This window comes from Knoellia koreensis (assembly GCF_013041615.1).
GTDB lineage: Bacteria > Actinomycetota > Actinomycetes > Actinomycetales > Dermatophilaceae > Pedococcus > Pedococcus koreensis.
Genome location: NZ_JABEPQ010000003.1, coordinates 137797 through 152337 on the forward strand (window position 1 = coordinate 137797; position 14541 = coordinate 152337).

Genomic DNA, 14541 nt, shown 5'->3' on the forward strand with positions numbered 1-14541 from the left:
CCCGGGGCAATAGCCTGCGGCCATGACCCAGCCGCGGCTCTCCGTCGTCATCGCCAGCACCCGCCCCCACCGCATCGGCCACCACGTCGCCGACTGGGTGACGAGCCAGGTGCCGGACGGCTTCGACCTCACCGTCCACGACCTGCGCGAGTGGGCGTTCCCCCTGCTCGATGAGCCGGAGCAGCCGTCGACCGGCATCTACACGCACGAGAAGACCCGCGCCTGGTCGGAGGCGATCCGGGCGACCGACGCGCTCGTGCTGGTCATGCCCGAGTACAACCGCGGCTACAACGCAGCGCTCAAGAACGCGATCGACTACCTCTATGCCGAGTGGGAGGGGCTGCCGGTCGGGTGCGTCGGGTACGGCTGGTACGGCGCGAGCTATGCCAAGGAGGCGCTGCGCCAGACGCTCGAGCGCGTGAAGATGACCGTCGTCGACGGCCCCGGGCTGGTGTTCGAGAAGACCCTTGGCCAGGACGGTGAGGTCCGGGCGGGCGCCGAGGACGAGACCGCGCTGGCCGCCATGTTCGCCGAGCTGGACGCGTCCGCGAGGACTCCGCTCGACCGGTAAACTGGGCCTCGACATTGTTGTTGTGGTGAGCCGGGAAGCCTGGTCGGCGGCGTCTTTGACGTCTGCTCCGTAGTCGACCGTGAAAGGCCCGACGTGACCATCACGCCCCGCCCCCGTCTGTTCGCCCGCTCCACGTGGGCCGAGACCCAACGCGTCACCGCTGCGCTGCGCACCGAGACCGTCGGTGGCGCCCTGCTGCTCGTGGCCGCGCTCGCGGCGCTGGTGTGGATCAACTCCCCCTGGCACACGGCATACACCGACCTGCGCGACCTCACGATCGGTCCGGCGTCACTCCACCTCGACCTCACCCTCGGCCAGTGGGCGTCCGACGGGCTGCTCGCGATCTTCTTCTTCGTCGCGGGGCTGGAGCTCAAGCGCGAGTTCATCGTCGGCGAGCTGCGCAGCCCCGCCAAGGCGGCGCTGCCCGTCGCCGCCGCGCTGAGTGGGGTGGCCGTGCCGGCGGCCCTGTATGCCGCGACCGTCGCCTTCATGGGTGGCGACTCCGAGGCGATGCGGGGCTGGGCGATCCCGACGGCGACCGACATCGCATTCGCGCTGGCGGTGCTGGCCGTGATCGGCACGCACCTGCCGTCGGCGCTGCGGTCGTTCCTGCTGACGCTGGCCGTCGTCGACGACCTCGTGGCCATCACGATCATCGCGATCTTCTACACCGACAGCCTCGACCTGCGCGCGCTCGGGCTGGCGCTCATCCCGCTCGCGGCGTTCGCGTGGCTGGCGCAGCGGCGGGTGGCGCGGTGGTGGCTGCTCGTACCGCTGGCCGTCGCGACGTGGGTGCTCGTGCACGAGTCCGGCATCCACGCGACGGTGGCGGGTGTGCTCCTCGGCCTGTCGGTGCCGGTGAAGCCGCGCGAGAGCGTGCCCGAGCGGCTCAGCACCCTCGACGCCGACACCGACGTCGCGCACCGGTTCGAGCACCGACTGCGGCCGCTGTCGGCGGGGGTCGCCGTGCCGGTGTTCGCGTTCTTCGCCGCGGGAGTGCGGGTCGTGGGCGGCGGGTTCGGCGAGACCTTGGCCGACGAGGCGGCGATCGCGATCGTCCTGGGGCTCGTGCTGGGCAAGCTCGTGGGCGTCTTCGGCGGCACCTACCTCGTGGCCCGGTTCACCCGCGCCGAGCTCGACGACGACCTGTCGTGGTGGGACGTGCTCGGCATCTCCCTGCTGGCCGGCATCGGCTTCACGGTGTCCCTGCTCGTGGGCGAGCTGGCTTTCGGGGCGGGCAGCGAGCGTGACGACCACGTCAAGCTGGCCGTCCTGGTCGGGTCCTTGGTGGCTGCGGCGCTGGCGGCGATCGTGCTCCGTGCCCGCAACGTCGTCTACCGGCGGATCGAGCAGACCGAGACCGAGGACCTCGACGGCGACGGCGTGCCCGACTGCTTCGAGCCGGTGGAGGCCGGCCAGGCCAGCCGTGGTTCGGCCGGTTCCGGTCCGGCCGGTCAGGCCAGCACGAAGTAGCGCAGGACGAGGTACAGCCAGGAAATCGCGACCGTGACTGGCGCGACGACCAGGCCGTACTTCGTGAACTGCCAGAACGAGATCGGGTGCCCGTTGCGGGCCGCGATCCCGAGCACGACGACGTTGGCGCTGGCACCGACCGCGGTGGCGTTGCCGCCCAGGTCGGCGCCCAGGGCCAGCGCCCACCACAGCGCCTGCCCCTGCTGACCTGCTCCGCCGGCGAGGTCGTTGATGATCGGCGCCATGGTGGCGACGTACGGGATGTTGTCGATGACCGCGGACAGTCCCGCCGACACCCAGACCACGACCGAGCTGGCGAGCAGGTAGCGGTCACCGACGGCGTCGCCGAGCGCCCTGCCCAGGTCGTCGACGACCCCGACCTTGACGAGCCCGCCGACCATGACGAACAACCCGGCGAAGAACACCAGCGTCGGCCACTCGACCTCCGACAGGTAGTCCTTCGGCTCGAGCCGGGTGATCGCGACGAGCGCGCCGGCGCCCAGCAGGGCGACGATCGACGGGTCGAGATGCAGCACCGAGTGCAGGACGAACGCGAGCAGCACGAGCGCCAGGACGGCGAGTGAGATCACGAGTAGCCGCGGGTCCTCGATGGCTTCCTTCTCGTCGAGGCTCATCACCGCCTCGGCCCGCTCGGGGTCGTAGCGGAACGCCGACCGGAACAGCACCCGGCACAGCCCGATGAACACCACCAGCAGGACGACGACCACCGGGGCGAGGTGGAGCAGGAAGTCGTTGAAGGACAAGCCCGATCGCGCGGCGATGATGATGTTGGGCGGGTCGCCGACAAGGGTCGCGGTGCCGCCGATGTTGGACGCCATCGCCTCAGCGATGAGGTAGGGGATCGGTGGCGCGTTCAGCCGGTCACAGACGAGGAAGGTCACCGGAGCGACGAGCAGCACCGTCGTGACGTTGTCGAGCAGGGCCGAGGCCACGGCGGTGATGACGACGAGCATCACCATCACCGCGAACGGCCGCCCGCGGGCCCGCTTGGCCGCCCAGATCGCCAGGTACTCGAAAACGCCGGTCCGCCGCAGCACCGAGACGATCATCATCATCCCGAGCAGCAGGAAGATGACGTTCCACTCGATCCCGGTGTCGGGACTGAAGAACGCCGACTCGGCGTCGACGACCCCGAGCAGCACCATCGCGGCCGCGCCCCAGAGCGCGGCCGCCACCCGGTGGATCCGCTCGGTGGCGATGAGCACGTATGCCGCGACGAAGGCGGCGATCGCGAGGAACGTGATCATGGCGTGGGCATCATGGCGGGGGCGTCAGCCAGTTCACTCGTCCGGCAGCAGGAGGCGCAGGAGACGGCTCACGGTGATGACACCGATGACCCGTTCCTTGTCGGCGACGACCGCGATGGGGCTGCGCATGCGGGCCATGACCGCAGCGACCTCGATCGAGGTGGCGTCCGGGTCGACCACCGGGATCTCGTCGTGGTCCTTGCGGTCCGGCAGCAGGTCCTTGACCTGTTGGTCCCGCAGCCGGCCGAACAGCTCGTCGGCGGTCTTCTCGTCGTAGACCCGGCACAGGGCCGGGTCCTCCTGGACGTAGCGGGGGATGACGAACCGCAGCACCTGCGACCCGGGGAGCACGGTCCGGGGCCGTCCGTCATCGTCGAGCACCACGATGCCGGGGCGACCGGCCTCGGCCATGGCACGGGCCGCGACCAGCGCGCTGTCCGACGCCCGGACGTGCGGAAACTCCTCGGCCAGCTCGCGGGCTCTCATACCGGGCAGCATAGGAGCCCCGGGCCCGCGGGGCGCGGGCTGGACGCGGGCACCGAACGCGCTCGCGCGGCATACCGCCGCTAGGGTTGCTAGCGCGCACCACCGGAGCAGGAAGGCGCAGGTGAACCGGATGACCACCCCGAACGGCACGCCCGAACGAACCATCGGACAGCTCGTCGCCGACGCGACCCACGACGTGTCCACGATCGTGCGCAGCGAGATCGCCCTCGCCAAGGCGGAGGTGACGGCCGACGCCAAGAAGGCCGGCGCCGGCGCGGGCATGCTCGCCGGAGCAGCGTTCGTCGGCGTCCTCGGGCTCATCTTCCTGTTCCACACGGTCGTCGCCGTGATCGACATCTGGCTGCCCGAGTGGGCCGGCTACCTCATCACGACGGCGCTGTTGTTCGTCATCGCGGGCATCCTCGCGCTCATCGGCCGGGCCCAGCTGAAGAAGATGCGCGGCAAGCCGGAGCAGACGATCCGCAACGCCGAACAGACCATCGACGCCCTCAAGGGCAACGGCCACTGACCGGCGACCACGCGCCCGCGACCACGCACACCCGCCCGGCCACGCGGCATACCCCGTCATGACGCTCGACGCCTCGATGGCCCTCGTCGACGGACCCTGGGAGCACCGGTTCGTCGCCGCCAACGGCGCACGGTTCCACGTCGCGGAGCTGGGTGAAGGGCCGACCGTCCTACTGCTGCACGGGTTTCCGCAGTTCTGGTGGGCGTGGCGCCATCAGATGGAGGCGCTGGCCGAGGCGGGCTACCGGGCGTGCGCGATGGACCTGCGCGGCTACGGCGCGTCCGACAAGCCGCCACGGGGTTACGACACCGTCACCTCCACGACCGACGTCGCGTCGGTGCTGCGCTCGCTCGGCGCCTCGCGCGCGACGGTCGTCGGCCACGGCTGGGGCGGCTGGATCGCGTGGAGCATGCCGACCTACCAGCCGACCGTCACCCGCGCCATCGCGTCCCTGTCGATGCCGCACCCGCTCGTGCTGCGCCGCGCGTCCTTGCGCGACCCGAAGCAGCTGCGCGCCAACGCCTACCTCGCCGGCTTGCAGCGCCCGTTCGTGCCCGAGCGGCAGATGACGGTGCACGGCGGGTACGTGCAGCGGCTGCTGCGCGAGTGGGCCAGCCCGAACGGCATCTGGCCGAGCCCGCTGGAGGCGCGGTTCTACTCCGACGCGATGGCGCTGCCGTTCGTCGCGCACTCCGCCGCCGAGTACTACCGCTGGGTGGTGCGCAGCCAGGTGCGCCCCGACGGTTGGCGGTATGCCGCGAGGATGAAGACCCCGATCACGGTGCCGGTGCTCCAGCTGCACGGCCGGGACGACGGGGCGGTCGTGGCGGCGTCGGCCGGTGGGTCGGGCGAGTTCTGCGACGGGCCGTTCGAGCGCCACCTGCTGCCGGACGTCGGGCACTTCCTGCCCGAGGAGGCGCCGGACGCCGTGAACCGGCAGCTGCTCGACTGGCTGGGTCGCGTCACGTCCTGAGGTATGCCGGACGGACGTCGGTGTGGGTGAAGGCGTCACCGGTGAACAGCAGCGGCTGGCCCGTCGCTCGGACACAGGGTCAGCCGGTGACGCAGGCTCCGGTGTCCACGGGGGTGGAGGCGCTGGTGGCCGCGTCGAGGACTGGTCGGGCCTCGGCCATGGTCAGGGCATAGCCGGTCTGGTCGTCGTCGAGCGACTTGGCGAAGACGACGCCGACGACCCGACCGTCGGTGGACAGCAACGGACCGCCGGAGTTGCCGGGACGCACCTGGGCGAACAGGGAGTAGACCTCGCGGCTGGTGCCCGGGCGGCCGTAGATGTCGGACCCTCGGGCGTCGACGACCTCGCGGACGCGGGCGGCGTCGAGCCGGTAGGGCCCGTCGAGCGGGAAGCCGGCCACCACGCCGCTGTCGCCGCGAGCCAGGTCGGGGCCCTGCCGCAGCGGCTGGGCGGGCAGACCCGGCACGGCCAGCACGGCGAGGTCGCGCTTGTCGTCGAAGATCACGACCTGCCCCGTGTAGGACCGGCCGGTGCCGTGGATGCGCAAGGTGGCCCGCTCCATCCCGGCGACGACGTGGGCGTTGGTGACCACTCGCTCGGGCGCCACGACCCAGCCGCTGCCCTCCTGGCCACGGTTGCAGGCGTCGGCGACCCCGGTGATCTTGATGATGGAGGACGCCGCATCCCGCACGCCGGGGGTGAGCGCGACGTCCGGGTCGGGTGGGGCGACCGGGCTGATGCGCTCGGCCTCGAGCCCGTCGAACACCCGCGGGAAGCCCTCGCGGTCGAGCACCTCGCGGAAGCCCGCGAACAGCCGCGACGTCTGGGGCGGTACGACCCCGTCGATGGTGCGCAGCACGCGCGACTCACCGATCGCCTTGGCGATGGGAGCGGGTGCGCCCCCGCGCAGGGCGCCGGCGATGAACCACACGAGCACCGCGGCCGAGGCGACCACGACGAGCGCACCGGTCACCGCGTCGAGCGCCCGCACCGGGCGCCGCTGCAGGTGGCCGCGCAGCCGGGCGCCCAGCATCACGAACAGCGCCTGCCCCAGCGAGGCGAGGATGAACACCCCGGCGATGAGCACGACAGACCGCAGCAGCAGCGCGTTGTCGAGCGCCGCCCACTCGTTGAGCGCCAGCGGCACCAGCCACATCGCGAGCGCCCCACCCGCAAGGAACCCGAGCAGCGACAGCACGCTGACGACGAGTCCCTGCCGGTACCCGGTGATGGCGTAGCTGATGAAGAGCAGGATCAGCAGGACGTCGAGGACGGTCAGTCCGAGGAACATCTAGGCCCGGCCTTCCGTCGCGGTCTGGGTGAGTGCGTCACGTCGACCACCGGGTCGGTAGGTGTCAGGCAGCGGACGTTCGACGCTACGGTCCCACGGAACCGTCAGCCCGCCGAAATCGAGCACCGCCGACAGCAGCCCTGCCGTGAAGCCCCAGACGAACAACCCGTCGACCTCGAACCCGGGCCCGCGGTAGCCGCTCGGGTGGGTCACCGTGAACCGGGAGGCCGGGTCGAGCAGGTGCGACAGCGGCGCCCGCACGGCCCGGTGCACCTCGCGCGGGTCCACCGCGTCGACGGTGCCCGGCTGCCGCCACCAGCCGAGGACCGGGGTCACGACGAAGGACCGCGGGGCGAGGTAGATCTGCGGCAGGTCGGCGACGACGTCGATCGTCGCCGGGTCGATGCCGACCTCCTCCTGCGTTTCGCGCAGGGCGGCCGCGGTGTCCGAGGCGTCCGTCGGCTCGCGCTTGCCACCGGGGAAGGACACCTGGCCGGGTTGGCTGCGCAGGGTGTGCGCCCGCTCGGTGAGGACGACGTCCTCACCCCCGCCGTCGGCCGGCCCGAAGAGCAGCAGGACGCTCGAGTGCACCCCACCGGTGGACGGTGGTGCGAACTGGGCGAAGAACCCCTCGTCGGCCGCCCGGACGGCCGCGGCCGCACGCTCCAGCCACGACGGACGTGCCCACTCGCCGGCCGGAGCGCTCACGAGGCCCCGGCGTCCGCGGCATACGGGAAGTCGGCCCCCGGGGCGAGCTCGAACTTGAGCAGCTTCTCGGCCTTCACCGGGTCGGTCTCGCCGATGCCGTAGGACGGGCACAGCTCCCAGACGGGGCAGGCCCCGCAGGCGGGCTTCTTGGCGTGGCAGGTGCGGCGGCCGTGGAAGATCAGGACGTGGCTGAGCATGGTCCAGTCCTTGCGCGGGATCAGCTTGCCGACGACCTGCTCGACCTTGACCGGGTCCTCCTCGGTGGTCCAGCCCATGCGCCGCACGAGCCGCCCGAAGTGGGTGTCCACGGTGATGCCCGGGATGTCGAAGGCGTTGCCGAGCACGACGTTGGCGGTCTTGCGGCCGACACCGGGCAGGGTCACGAGGTCCTTCATCCGCGGCGGCACCTCGCCACCGAACCGCTCCACCAGCTCGGCGCCGAGCTTCATGACCGAGTTGGTCTTGGCGCGGAAGAAGCCGATGGGCTTGAGGATCTGCTCCATCTCCTCGCGGTCGGCGCCGGCGAGCGCGGCCGCGTCGGGATAGCGGGCGAAGAGCTTCGGCGTCACCTTGTTGACCATGACGTCGGTGGTCTGTGCGGATAGGACGGTCGCGACGAGCAGCTGCAGCGGGTTCTGGAAGTCGAGCTCGGCGTGGGCGTACCAGTAGCGCTCGTGCAGCAGCTTGTACATCCTGCGCGCACGGCGGGTGCGGGCGACCGGCGTCTCCGCCGCGAACTTGGCCGCGCGACGCTCGGCGGGCGTCATGCGACGGCGCGGCTGGGCGGACGGGCTGGCCTGCGGGGATGCGGGTCCGGACACCAGCACAGACTACGGGGCGAAGCCGACAGCGGTCGTGGCACACTACGGGCGTGGACCAGGACGTGGTGAAGAAGGCTCCGCTGTTCGCAGCCCTCGACGACGAGGCGTCGGCGACGCTCATGCAGTCGATGACCAACACGCGGCTCGAGCGCGGCGACGTGCTGTTCCACGAGGGCGACCAGGGCGACCGGCTCTACGTCATCCGCGAGGGCAAGATCAAGCTCGGGCGCCGCGCGCCCGACGGCCGCGAGAACCTCATCGCGATCCTCGGTCCCGGCGAGATGTTCGGCGAGCTGTCGCTGTTCGACCCGGGCCCGCGCACCATGACCGCCACCGCGGTCGCCGAGACCCAGCTGCTCGGCCTCGGCAACGAGGACCTCAACGGGCTGCTCGAGGGCCGCCCCCAGGTCGCCAAGGTGCTGCTCGCCGCGCTCGCCCAGCGCCTGCGCCGCACCAACGAGAACCTCGCCGACCTCGTCTTCACCGACGTGCCCGGCCGCGTCGCCAAGGCGCTGCTCGACCTGTCCGCGCGGTTCGGCCGCCCGGTCGAGGAGGGCGTGCTCGTCGCCCACGACCTCACCCAGGAGGAGCTCGCCCAGCTCGTCGGCGCCTCGCGCGAGACGGTCAACAAGGCGCTCGCCGACTTCGCCACGCGTGGCTGGCTGCGGCTCGAGGCCCGCGCCGTGCTGATCCTGGACGTCGACCGCCTCAAGCGCCGCGCCCGCTGACCCCAGCTTTTACGCGTCAAGCGGGAAAGTGAGGTTCGCTCGCCTTAGTAGGCCGTGTGAACCTCCAGGTTCGCGTGTGAAGTCGCGGCCTCACCAAGGCTGGCCCAGGTAGTCGAGCTGCGCCCGCACGCTCTGCGCGGCGGCCGGCCAGACCTCGCGGGGCACGGCGGCATACACCGTCTCGACCACCGCCTGGACCACGTCGGGCGCCTGCGCGGCCCCGTCGGCGAGCGCCTGCCGCACCTGCTCGAGCCGCTCGGCGCGGTGCACGCGGTAGAAGTCGACCATCGCCTTCGCGTCGGGGATGGTCGGGCCGTGTCCGGGGAGGATCGAGGTGACGTCGCCGCCACCGGTGAGTGCCGCGATGCGTTCCAACGACGCGAGGTATGCCGCGAGCTCACCATCGGGGTGCGCCACCACCGTCGTGCCCCTGCCGAGGACGGTGTCGCCGGTGAGCAGGGCGTGGTCGGCGGCGAGCGCGAAGGACATCGAGTCGCTGGTGTGGCCCGGGGTGGCGACGACCCGCAGGTCGAGGCCGCCCGTGGTGATCTGGTCGCCGTCGGTGAGGTCGTCGTGGCCGCGACCGACGGCCCGCGTGGGTGCTCCGGTGAACTCGGCGAACCGTTCGGCGCCCTCGGCGTGGTCGAGGTGGCCGTGGGTGAGGATCGTCAGGCCGACCCGAGCCCCTTGTGCCGCAACGGAATCCACGACGCCGCGCAGGTGGCCCTCGTCGAGCGGACCGGGGTCGATGACCACAGCCTCGCTCGAGCCAGGCTCGAGCAGCACCCACGTGTTGGTGCCGTCGAGCGTCATCGGGCTCGGGTTGGGCGCGAGGACGCACAGCGCCCGCTCGGTCACCTGTCCGCCGCGCCACTCGCCCGGCGCCGCCGACGGCGTCGGAGCCACCGCGGGAGTCATCGGGGCAGCTCCACGCGCATCACGGCACCGTCCGGGGTGTCGACGATCTCGGGCTGCACGGGTGCGATGACGGGACGTTCGGCGACGAACTCCCCGGCACCGGCAGCCGCCGCGACCTCCTCGACGCTCACCACGGTCGGCGGCAGCATCAGCGCCTCACCGGCCCGCCACGACTCGAGCAGTTCGGACGGCACCACCCAGTCGGCGACGTCGGCCTCGCTGGTCTGGTCGTCGGGGCGCTGCCCGGCCGGCACCAGTGCGGAGAAGAAGCGCGTGTCGTAGCGCCGCGCCTCGAACTCCGGGGTGATCCAGTGGGCGCGGTAGCCCAGCAGGTCCGAACGCAGCACGAGGTCGTGCTCGCGCAGGACCTCCGACAGCGACGCCTCGCGGTCGAGCAGCCGGCGCCGCTGCTCCTGCCAGTGCTCGCCACTCACGTCGGCCACGACCTCGTCGGCCGACGGGCCCGCGAGCAGCACCCCGCACTCCTCGAAGACCTCGCGCACGGCCGCGGCCACCAGCTCGCGGGCGTGCGCCTCGTCGACCTGCATGAGCCCCGCCCACTCCGCCGGGGTCGGGCCCGCCCACGGCAGCGACTCGTCCGCGTCGCGCGGGTCGACACCACCGCCGGGGAACACCATCATCCGTGGCGCGAACTTCATCGTGGCCACCCGGCGCAGCATGAACACCTCGACCCCGCCCGGCCGGCCGGAAGACGAAGGGGCGCCGTCGCGCACGACCATGACGGTCGCGGCATACCTGGGGGTCACGATCTCCCGCGCGCCCGCGGCGCCGCCCGCGTCGAGCCAGGCCCGCGCCCGCTCGCGCAGGATCTCGGCGACCGCGAAGTCACGCGTGGTCACCATCCCGGGCCCCTCCGGTTCGAGGTAAAACCGCCGGTGATCCCCGGCGGTTTTACCTCGAATGGAGCCGGCAACGTCGCCCGGCTCACTCGTCCTTGAGCGCGACGAGGACCTCGACCTCGACCGGCGCGTCGAGCGGCAGCGCAGCGACACCGACGGCCGAGCGCGCGTGCGTGCCCGCGTCACCGAAGGCCACCTTGAACAGGTCGCTCGCACCGTTGATGACGCCCGGCTGCCCGGTGAACGACGGGTCCGAAGCCACGAAGCCCACGACCTTGATGACCTGCGCGACCCGCTCGAGGTCACCGACGAGCGCCTTGATCGCCCCGAGGGCGTTGAGCGCACAGACCTCGGCGAGCTTGTTCGCCTGCTCGGGCGACACCAACCCGTCGCCCTCGCCGACCTTGCCGGTCTGCAGGAGGCTGCCGGCCGCCATGGGCAGCTGGCCGGAGGTGTAGACGCGGCGGCCGTCCTGGATGGCGGGCACGTAGGCACCGGCCGGCGCCGGGGCGTCCGGGACGGTGAGGCCGATTGCGGACAACCGGAGCTCGATCTGGTTCATCAGGCCTTCTCCCGCTTCAGGTAGGCGACCAGCCCGTTACCGTCGGGCCCGGTCAGGACTTGCACCAGCTCCCAGCCGTCCTCGCCCCACTGGTCGAGGATCTGCTTGGTGGCGTGCACGATGAGGGGCACGGTGGCGTACTCCCACTTGGCGTTGCTCATGCCCGGCAGCCTACTGCCCCCTCCACCACCCGGATTGGGGGCCAGAAGGTGCGGCCGGAGCCACCTTGCGACCCCCCAACGCGAGGAGCAGGGCAGGATCACACCCATGGCCCGTGACCCCATCGAGGTGCTCGACGAGCGCGCCGCCGCGCCCACCCGCACCACGCCCTACGGCGACGACCCGGCGCAGGTCTTCGACGTCCGCCTCCCCGAGCGCCCCACCCGCAACCTGACCGTCGTCGTGGTGCACGGCGGGTTCTGGCGTCCCGAGTACGACCGGGCGCACGCGAGCCGTCAGGCGCAGGCGTTCGCGGACGCGGGCTACCCCACCGCTGTCGTGGAATACCGACGACCGGGTATGCCGGGCGGCGGCTGGCCGGGGACGGCCGACGACGTGCGCGACGCCATCGCCGCGATCCGCCGCGACCCGGCGGTGGGCCGCTCCCCGGCGGTCCTCGTCGGCCACTCCGCGGGCGGCCAGCTCGTCACCTGGGCCGCCGCGCAGCCGTGGGCGCACGGCCTGCGCGGGGCGGTCAGCCTCGCGGGAGTCCTCGACCTCGCCCGCGGGGCCGCGACCGAGGTGGGTGGCGACGCCATCCCCACGTTCCTCGGGGGACCTCCCACCGACGTCCCCGACCACTACGCCGTGGCCGACCCGGCGCGGCTCGCACCCGGCATACCCGTCGTGCTCGTCCACGCCCGCGACGACGACGTCGTGCCGTTCGAGCTGAGCGAGAGGTATGCCGCGGCGCACCGCAGCCCGTCCGTGCGCCTCGAGGCCGTGCCCGACGGCGGTCACTACGGACTGATCGACCCCGAGCACCCGGCCTTCGACCGGGTCCTCGGTGCGACCGACCTGCTCGCCTCCTAGGGTTGTCCCATGCCCGAGGCGTCCCCCGACCTGTCGAAGGTGCGGCTGCACGTGGTGACCGGGAAGGGCGGCACGGGCAAGACCACGGTCGCCGCGGCGCTCGCGCTGGCGCTGGCCAGACAGGGCAAACGGGTGCTGCTGGCCGAGGTGGAGGGGCGCCAGGGCATCGCGCAGACGTTCGACTCGGCGCCGTTGGGGCACACCGAGACCCGCATCCTGCACGACCGCACCGGCGGGGAGATCTGGGGCCTGTCGGTCGACGCCAAGGAGTCGCTGCTGGAGTACCTCCAGAAGTTCTACAAGGCCGGCCGCGCGGGGTCGGTGCTGGAGAAGTTCGGGGCGATCGACTTCGCGACGACCATCGCGCCGGGGGTGCGGGACGTGCTGCTCATCGGCAAGATCTACGAGGCCGCCGGGCGCCGCGAGGGCGGCAAGCGCGGCTCCTCCGGTGAGCCGGTCTACGACGCCGTCGTCCTCGACGCGCCCCCGACCGGTCGGGTCGTGCGGTTCCTCAACGTCAACGCCGAGGTCGCCGACGTCGCCAAGATGGGCCCCATCCGCAACCAGGCCGACTCGATCACCCGGATGCTGCGAAGCCACACCACCGCCGTCCACGTCGTGAGCCTGCTCGAGGAGATGCCGGTGCAGGAGACCGTCGACGCGCTCGCCGAGCTGCGCGCCGCGTCGCTGCCCCTCGGGGCGATCGTCGTCAACCAGCTGCGTCCGCCGCTGCTGGACGCCCGCGCGCTGCGCTCGGTCCAGGCGAAGTCGACGGCCCGGCTGCGGGGTACCGTTCGCGGCGACCTCGAGACGGCCGGGGTGCGCGTCACCGACGCGCTGGTCGAGGGTTTGGTGGCCGACGGCGCCGACTACGCCGACCGGGTTGCGCTCGAGCAGCGGCAGGACGCCGTGCTCGAGGAGCAGGGCCGGATGATGGTGCGGCTGCCCCTGCTGCCCGAGGGCACCGAAGGCGGCGGCATCGGCGTCCTCGCCACCGCGATCGACGAGCAGGGGATGGTCTGATGGCCGGGACGTCCGCCGCGAAGGCGACCGGAGCGAAGACAGCCGGCGGAAAGGCAGCCGGCGGGAAGGGAGCCACCGCCAAGGCGACCGCGCCCAAGGCGGGCGCCACGCTCGACGTCGCCGGCCTGCTCGAGGACCCCGGCACCCGCATCGTGGTCTGCTGTGGCTCCGGCGGCGTGGGCAAGACGACCACGGCCGCGGCCCTGGGCCTGTGGGCCGCCGAGCGCGGCCGCAAGGTCGTCGTCCTCACCATCGACCCGGCGCGCCGGCTGGCCCAGTCGCTGGGGCTGAGCGAGCTGGACAACACCCCGCGACCGGTCGTGGGTTTCGACGCGGCAGCCGGTGGCTCGCTCGACGCGATGATGCTCGACATGAAGCGCACCTTCGACGAGGTGGTCGAGCAGCACGCGACCCCCGAGAAGGCGGCGCAGATCCTCGCCAACCCCTTCTACCAGGCCGTCTCCAGCTCGTTCGCGGGCACGCAGGAGTACATGGCCATGGAGAAACTCGGCCAGCTGCGCGCCGAGGCCGACCGCGACGGCCGCTGGGACCTCGTCATCGTCGACACGCCACCGTCGCGCTCGGCCCTGGACTTCCTCGACGCCCCCAAGCGGCTCGGCTCCTTCCTCGACGGACGGTTCATCCGGCTGCTCGCCGCACCCGCCAAGGCCGGTGGCCGCGCGGGCCTCAAGGTCTTCAGCGTCGGCGTCAACGTCGTCACCAGCACCATGTCCAAGCTCCTCGGCGGCGAGCTGCTGCGCGACGTGCAGACGTTCGTGGCGGCGCTGGACACGATGTTCGGTGGCTTCCGCGAGCGCGCCGACCAGACCTACGCGTTGCTGGGGCGCCCCGAGACGGCGTTCGTCGTGGTCGCGACCCCCGAGCGCGACGCGTTGCGCGAGGCGTCGTTCTTCGCGGGGCGGCTGGACGAGGAGGGTATGCCGCTCGCGGGCGTCGTCGTGAACCGTGTGCAGCGCGTGGGGGCACCGTCGCTCAGCGCCTCACGGGCCCTGGCCGCGGCCGAGCAGCTGGGCGACCTCGAGGAAGCCGGCGCCTCCAGGACCGGCGGCTCGGCGGCGACCACGGAGGGACTGCTGCGGTTGCACGCCGTGCTCGCCGAGACGGCCGGGCGGCAGCGACGGCTGGTCGAGCGGTTCACCGCCGGCCACCCCGGCATCCCGGTCGTCGAGGTGCCGGCGAGCTCCTCGGACATCCACGACCTGGCCGGCCTGCGCGAGGTCGGCCGAGCCCTCACCGCCTGACCAGCCACGCGGCATACCTGCAACAAAGCCCCCGAG

Annotated in this window: 17 protein-coding genes; 8 read left to right on the forward strand and 9 right to left on the reverse strand. The window is 72.2% G+C overall.

Annotated elements, in window-relative coordinates; genetic code table 11:
• The first annotated feature begins 22 nt into the window (after positions 1-22).
• A complete protein-coding gene (locus tag HJG52_RS14205) occupies positions 23-571 on the forward strand; it encodes an NADPH-dependent FMN reductase (RefSeq protein ID WP_171244284.1) in 549 nt (182 codons plus the stop codon).
• Between the two features lie 93 nt (positions 572-664).
• Positions 665-2044, forward strand: coding sequence for a Na+/H+ antiporter NhaA (nhaA, locus tag HJG52_RS14210; protein ID WP_171244285.1), 1380 nt, complete (start codon positions 665-667; stop codon positions 2042-2044).
• On the opposite strand, the gene HJG52_RS14215 is transcribed toward nhaA, so the two are convergent.
• Positions 2026-3312: an ArsB/NhaD family transporter gene (locus HJG52_RS14215; protein WP_171244286.1), complete on the reverse strand. Its 1287-nt coding sequence runs from the start codon at positions 3310-3312 to the stop codon at positions 2026-2028. The two genes, nhaA and HJG52_RS14215, sit on opposite strands and share 19 nt — an antisense overlap.
• Positions 3313-3345: 33 nt before the next feature.
• Positions 3346-3798: a CBS domain-containing protein gene (locus HJG52_RS14220; RefSeq protein WP_171244287.1), complete on the reverse strand. Its 453-nt coding sequence runs from the start codon at positions 3796-3798 to the stop codon at positions 3346-3348.
• A gap of 130 nt (positions 3799-3928) precedes the next feature.
• Here HJG52_RS14220 and HJG52_RS14225 point away from each other — a divergent pair, with 130 nt between their 5' ends.
• Together HJG52_RS14225 and HJG52_RS14230 are read left to right on the forward strand one after the other, a co-directional pair.
• Positions 3929-4327 carry a phage holin family protein gene (locus HJG52_RS14225; protein WP_171244288.1) on the forward strand — a complete coding sequence of 133 codons (399 nt, stop codon included), beginning with the start codon at positions 3929-3931 and terminating at the stop codon, positions 4325-4327.
• Between the two features lie 58 nt (positions 4328-4385).
• The gene (locus HJG52_RS14230) at positions 4386-5300 is read left to right on the forward strand and encodes an alpha/beta fold hydrolase (RefSeq protein ID WP_171244289.1); all 915 of its coding nucleotides are present in this window, start codon (positions 4386-4388) and stop codon (positions 5298-5300) included.
• A 79-nt stretch (positions 5301-5379) separates the two neighbouring features.
• On the opposite strand, the gene HJG52_RS14235 is transcribed toward HJG52_RS14230, so the two are convergent.
• Genes HJG52_RS14235 through nth form a run of 3 tightly spaced genes read right to left on the reverse strand, consistent with a single transcriptional unit; the run spans position 5380 to position 8066 of the window.
• Complete coding sequence (locus HJG52_RS14235; RefSeq protein WP_171244290.1) at positions 5380-6591, reverse strand: MarP family serine protease; 1212 nt, start codon at positions 6589-6591, stop codon at positions 5380-5382.
• A complete protein-coding gene (locus HJG52_RS14240) occupies positions 6592-7299 on the reverse strand; it encodes an NUDIX hydrolase (RefSeq protein WP_346767755.1) in 708 nt (235 codons plus the stop codon).
• The gene (nth, locus tag HJG52_RS14245) at positions 7296-8066 is read right to left on the reverse strand and encodes an endonuclease III (RefSeq protein WP_171244292.1); all 771 of its coding nucleotides are present in this window, start codon (positions 8064-8066) and stop codon (positions 7296-7298) included. The genes HJG52_RS14240 and nth overlap by 4 nt, the downstream gene beginning before the upstream one ends.
• Positions 8067-8170: 104 nt before the next feature.
• Between nth and HJG52_RS14250 the strand changes: the two genes are divergently transcribed.
• Positions 8171-8848, forward strand: coding sequence for a Crp/Fnr family transcriptional regulator (locus tag HJG52_RS14250; RefSeq protein WP_346767756.1), 678 nt, complete (start codon positions 8171-8173; stop codon positions 8846-8848).
• A gap of 90 nt (positions 8849-8938) precedes the next feature.
• Here the strand turns inward: HJG52_RS14250 and HJG52_RS14255 are convergent, their stop codons facing one another.
• From HJG52_RS14255 to sp36, 4 genes are all read right to left on the reverse strand, one after another.
• Positions 8939-9766: an MBL fold metallo-hydrolase gene (locus HJG52_RS14255; RefSeq protein ID WP_171244294.1), complete on the reverse strand. Its 828-nt coding sequence runs from the start codon at positions 9764-9766 to the stop codon at positions 8939-8941.
• Positions 9763-10629, reverse strand: coding sequence for an NUDIX hydrolase (locus HJG52_RS14260; RefSeq protein ID WP_171244295.1), 867 nt, complete (start codon positions 10627-10629; stop codon positions 9763-9765). The genes HJG52_RS14255 and HJG52_RS14260 overlap by 4 nt, the downstream gene beginning before the upstream one ends.
• 82 nt (positions 10630-10711) lie before the next feature.
• On the reverse strand, positions 10712-11188 hold the full coding sequence (locus tag HJG52_RS14265; RefSeq protein WP_171244296.1) for a RidA family protein: 477 nt from the start codon (positions 11186-11188) through the stop codon (positions 10712-10714).
• Positions 11188-11349 (reverse strand): Sp36 family protein, encoded by a 162-nt coding sequence (sp36, locus tag HJG52_RS14270; RefSeq protein ID WP_171244297.1) that lies wholly within the window; start codon positions 11347-11349, stop codon positions 11188-11190. The genes HJG52_RS14265 and sp36 overlap by 1 nt, the downstream gene beginning before the upstream one ends.
• 106 nt (positions 11350-11455) lie before the next feature.
• Between sp36 and HJG52_RS14275 the strand changes: the two genes are divergently transcribed.
• The 3 genes from HJG52_RS14275 to bagB are packed head-to-tail and all read left to right on the forward strand — an operon-like array spanning position 11456 to position 14505.
• Positions 11456-12220, forward strand: coding sequence for an alpha/beta hydrolase family protein (locus HJG52_RS14275; protein ID WP_171244298.1), 765 nt, complete (start codon positions 11456-11458; stop codon positions 12218-12220).
• A 9-nt stretch (positions 12221-12229) separates the two neighbouring features.
• Entirely contained in the window at positions 12230-13243 is a 1014-nt protein-coding gene (bagA, locus tag HJG52_RS14280) for an ATPase BagA (protein WP_171244299.1), read from the forward strand.
• The gene (gene bagB, locus HJG52_RS14285) at positions 13243-14505 is read left to right on the forward strand and encodes an ArsA family ATPase (RefSeq protein WP_171244300.1); all 1263 of its coding nucleotides are present in this window, start codon (positions 13243-13245) and stop codon (positions 14503-14505) included. The genes bagA and bagB overlap by 1 nt, the downstream gene beginning before the upstream one ends.
• Positions 14506-14541: the final 36 nt, after the last annotated feature.

What these genes read in the sequence shown, in the direction of transcription:
- HJG52_RS14225 (WP_171244288.1), top strand. Translation starts at nt 3,929, where the DNA reads ATGACCACCCCGAACGGCACGCCCGAACGAACCATCGGACAGCTCGTC.
- HJG52_RS14230 (WP_171244289.1), top strand. Translation starts at nt 4,386, where the DNA reads ATGACGCTCGACGCCTCGATGGCCCTCGTCGACGGACCCTGGGAGCAC.
- HJG52_RS14255 (WP_171244294.1), bottom strand. Translation starts at nt 9,766, where the DNA reads ATGACTCCCGCGGTGGCTCCGACGCCGTCGGCGGCGCCGGGCGAGTGG.
- HJG52_RS14215 (WP_171244286.1), bottom strand. Translation starts at nt 3,312, where the DNA reads ATGATCACGTTCCTCGCGATCGCCGCCTTCGTCGCGGCATACGTGCTC.
- bagB (WP_171244300.1), top strand. Translation starts at nt 13,243, where the DNA reads ATGGCCGGGACGTCCGCCGCGAAGGCGACCGGAGCGAAGACAGCCGGC.
- HJG52_RS14220 (WP_171244287.1), bottom strand. Translation starts at nt 3,798, where the DNA reads ATGAGAGCCCGCGAGCTGGCCGAGGAGTTTCCGCACGTCCGGGCGTCG.
- bagA (WP_171244299.1), top strand. Translation starts at nt 12,230, where the DNA reads ATGCCCGAGGCGTCCCCCGACCTGTCGAAGGTGCGGCTGCACGTGGTG.
- HJG52_RS14205 (WP_171244284.1), top strand. Translation starts at nt 23, where the DNA reads ATGACCCAGCCGCGGCTCTCCGTCGTCATCGCCAGCACCCGCCCCCAC.
- HJG52_RS14260 (WP_171244295.1), bottom strand. Translation starts at nt 10,629, where the DNA reads ATGGTGACCACGCGTGACTTCGCGGTCGCCGAGATCCTGCGCGAGCGG.
- nth (WP_171244292.1), bottom strand. Translation starts at nt 8,066, where the DNA reads ATGACGCCCGCCGAGCGTCGCGCGGCCAAGTTCGCGGCGGAGACGCCG.
- sp36 (WP_171244297.1), bottom strand. Translation starts at nt 11,349, where the DNA reads ATGAGCAACGCCAAGTGGGAGTACGCCACCGTGCCCCTCATCGTGCAC.
- HJG52_RS14275 (WP_171244298.1), top strand. Translation starts at nt 11,456, where the DNA reads ATGGCCCGTGACCCCATCGAGGTGCTCGACGAGCGCGCCGCCGCGCCC.
- HJG52_RS14265 (WP_171244296.1), bottom strand. Translation starts at nt 11,188, where the DNA reads ATGAACCAGATCGAGCTCCGGTTGTCCGCAATCGGCCTCACCGTCCCG.
- HJG52_RS14235 (WP_171244290.1), bottom strand. Translation starts at nt 6,591, where the DNA reads ATGTTCCTCGGACTGACCGTCCTCGACGTCCTGCTGATCCTGCTCTTC.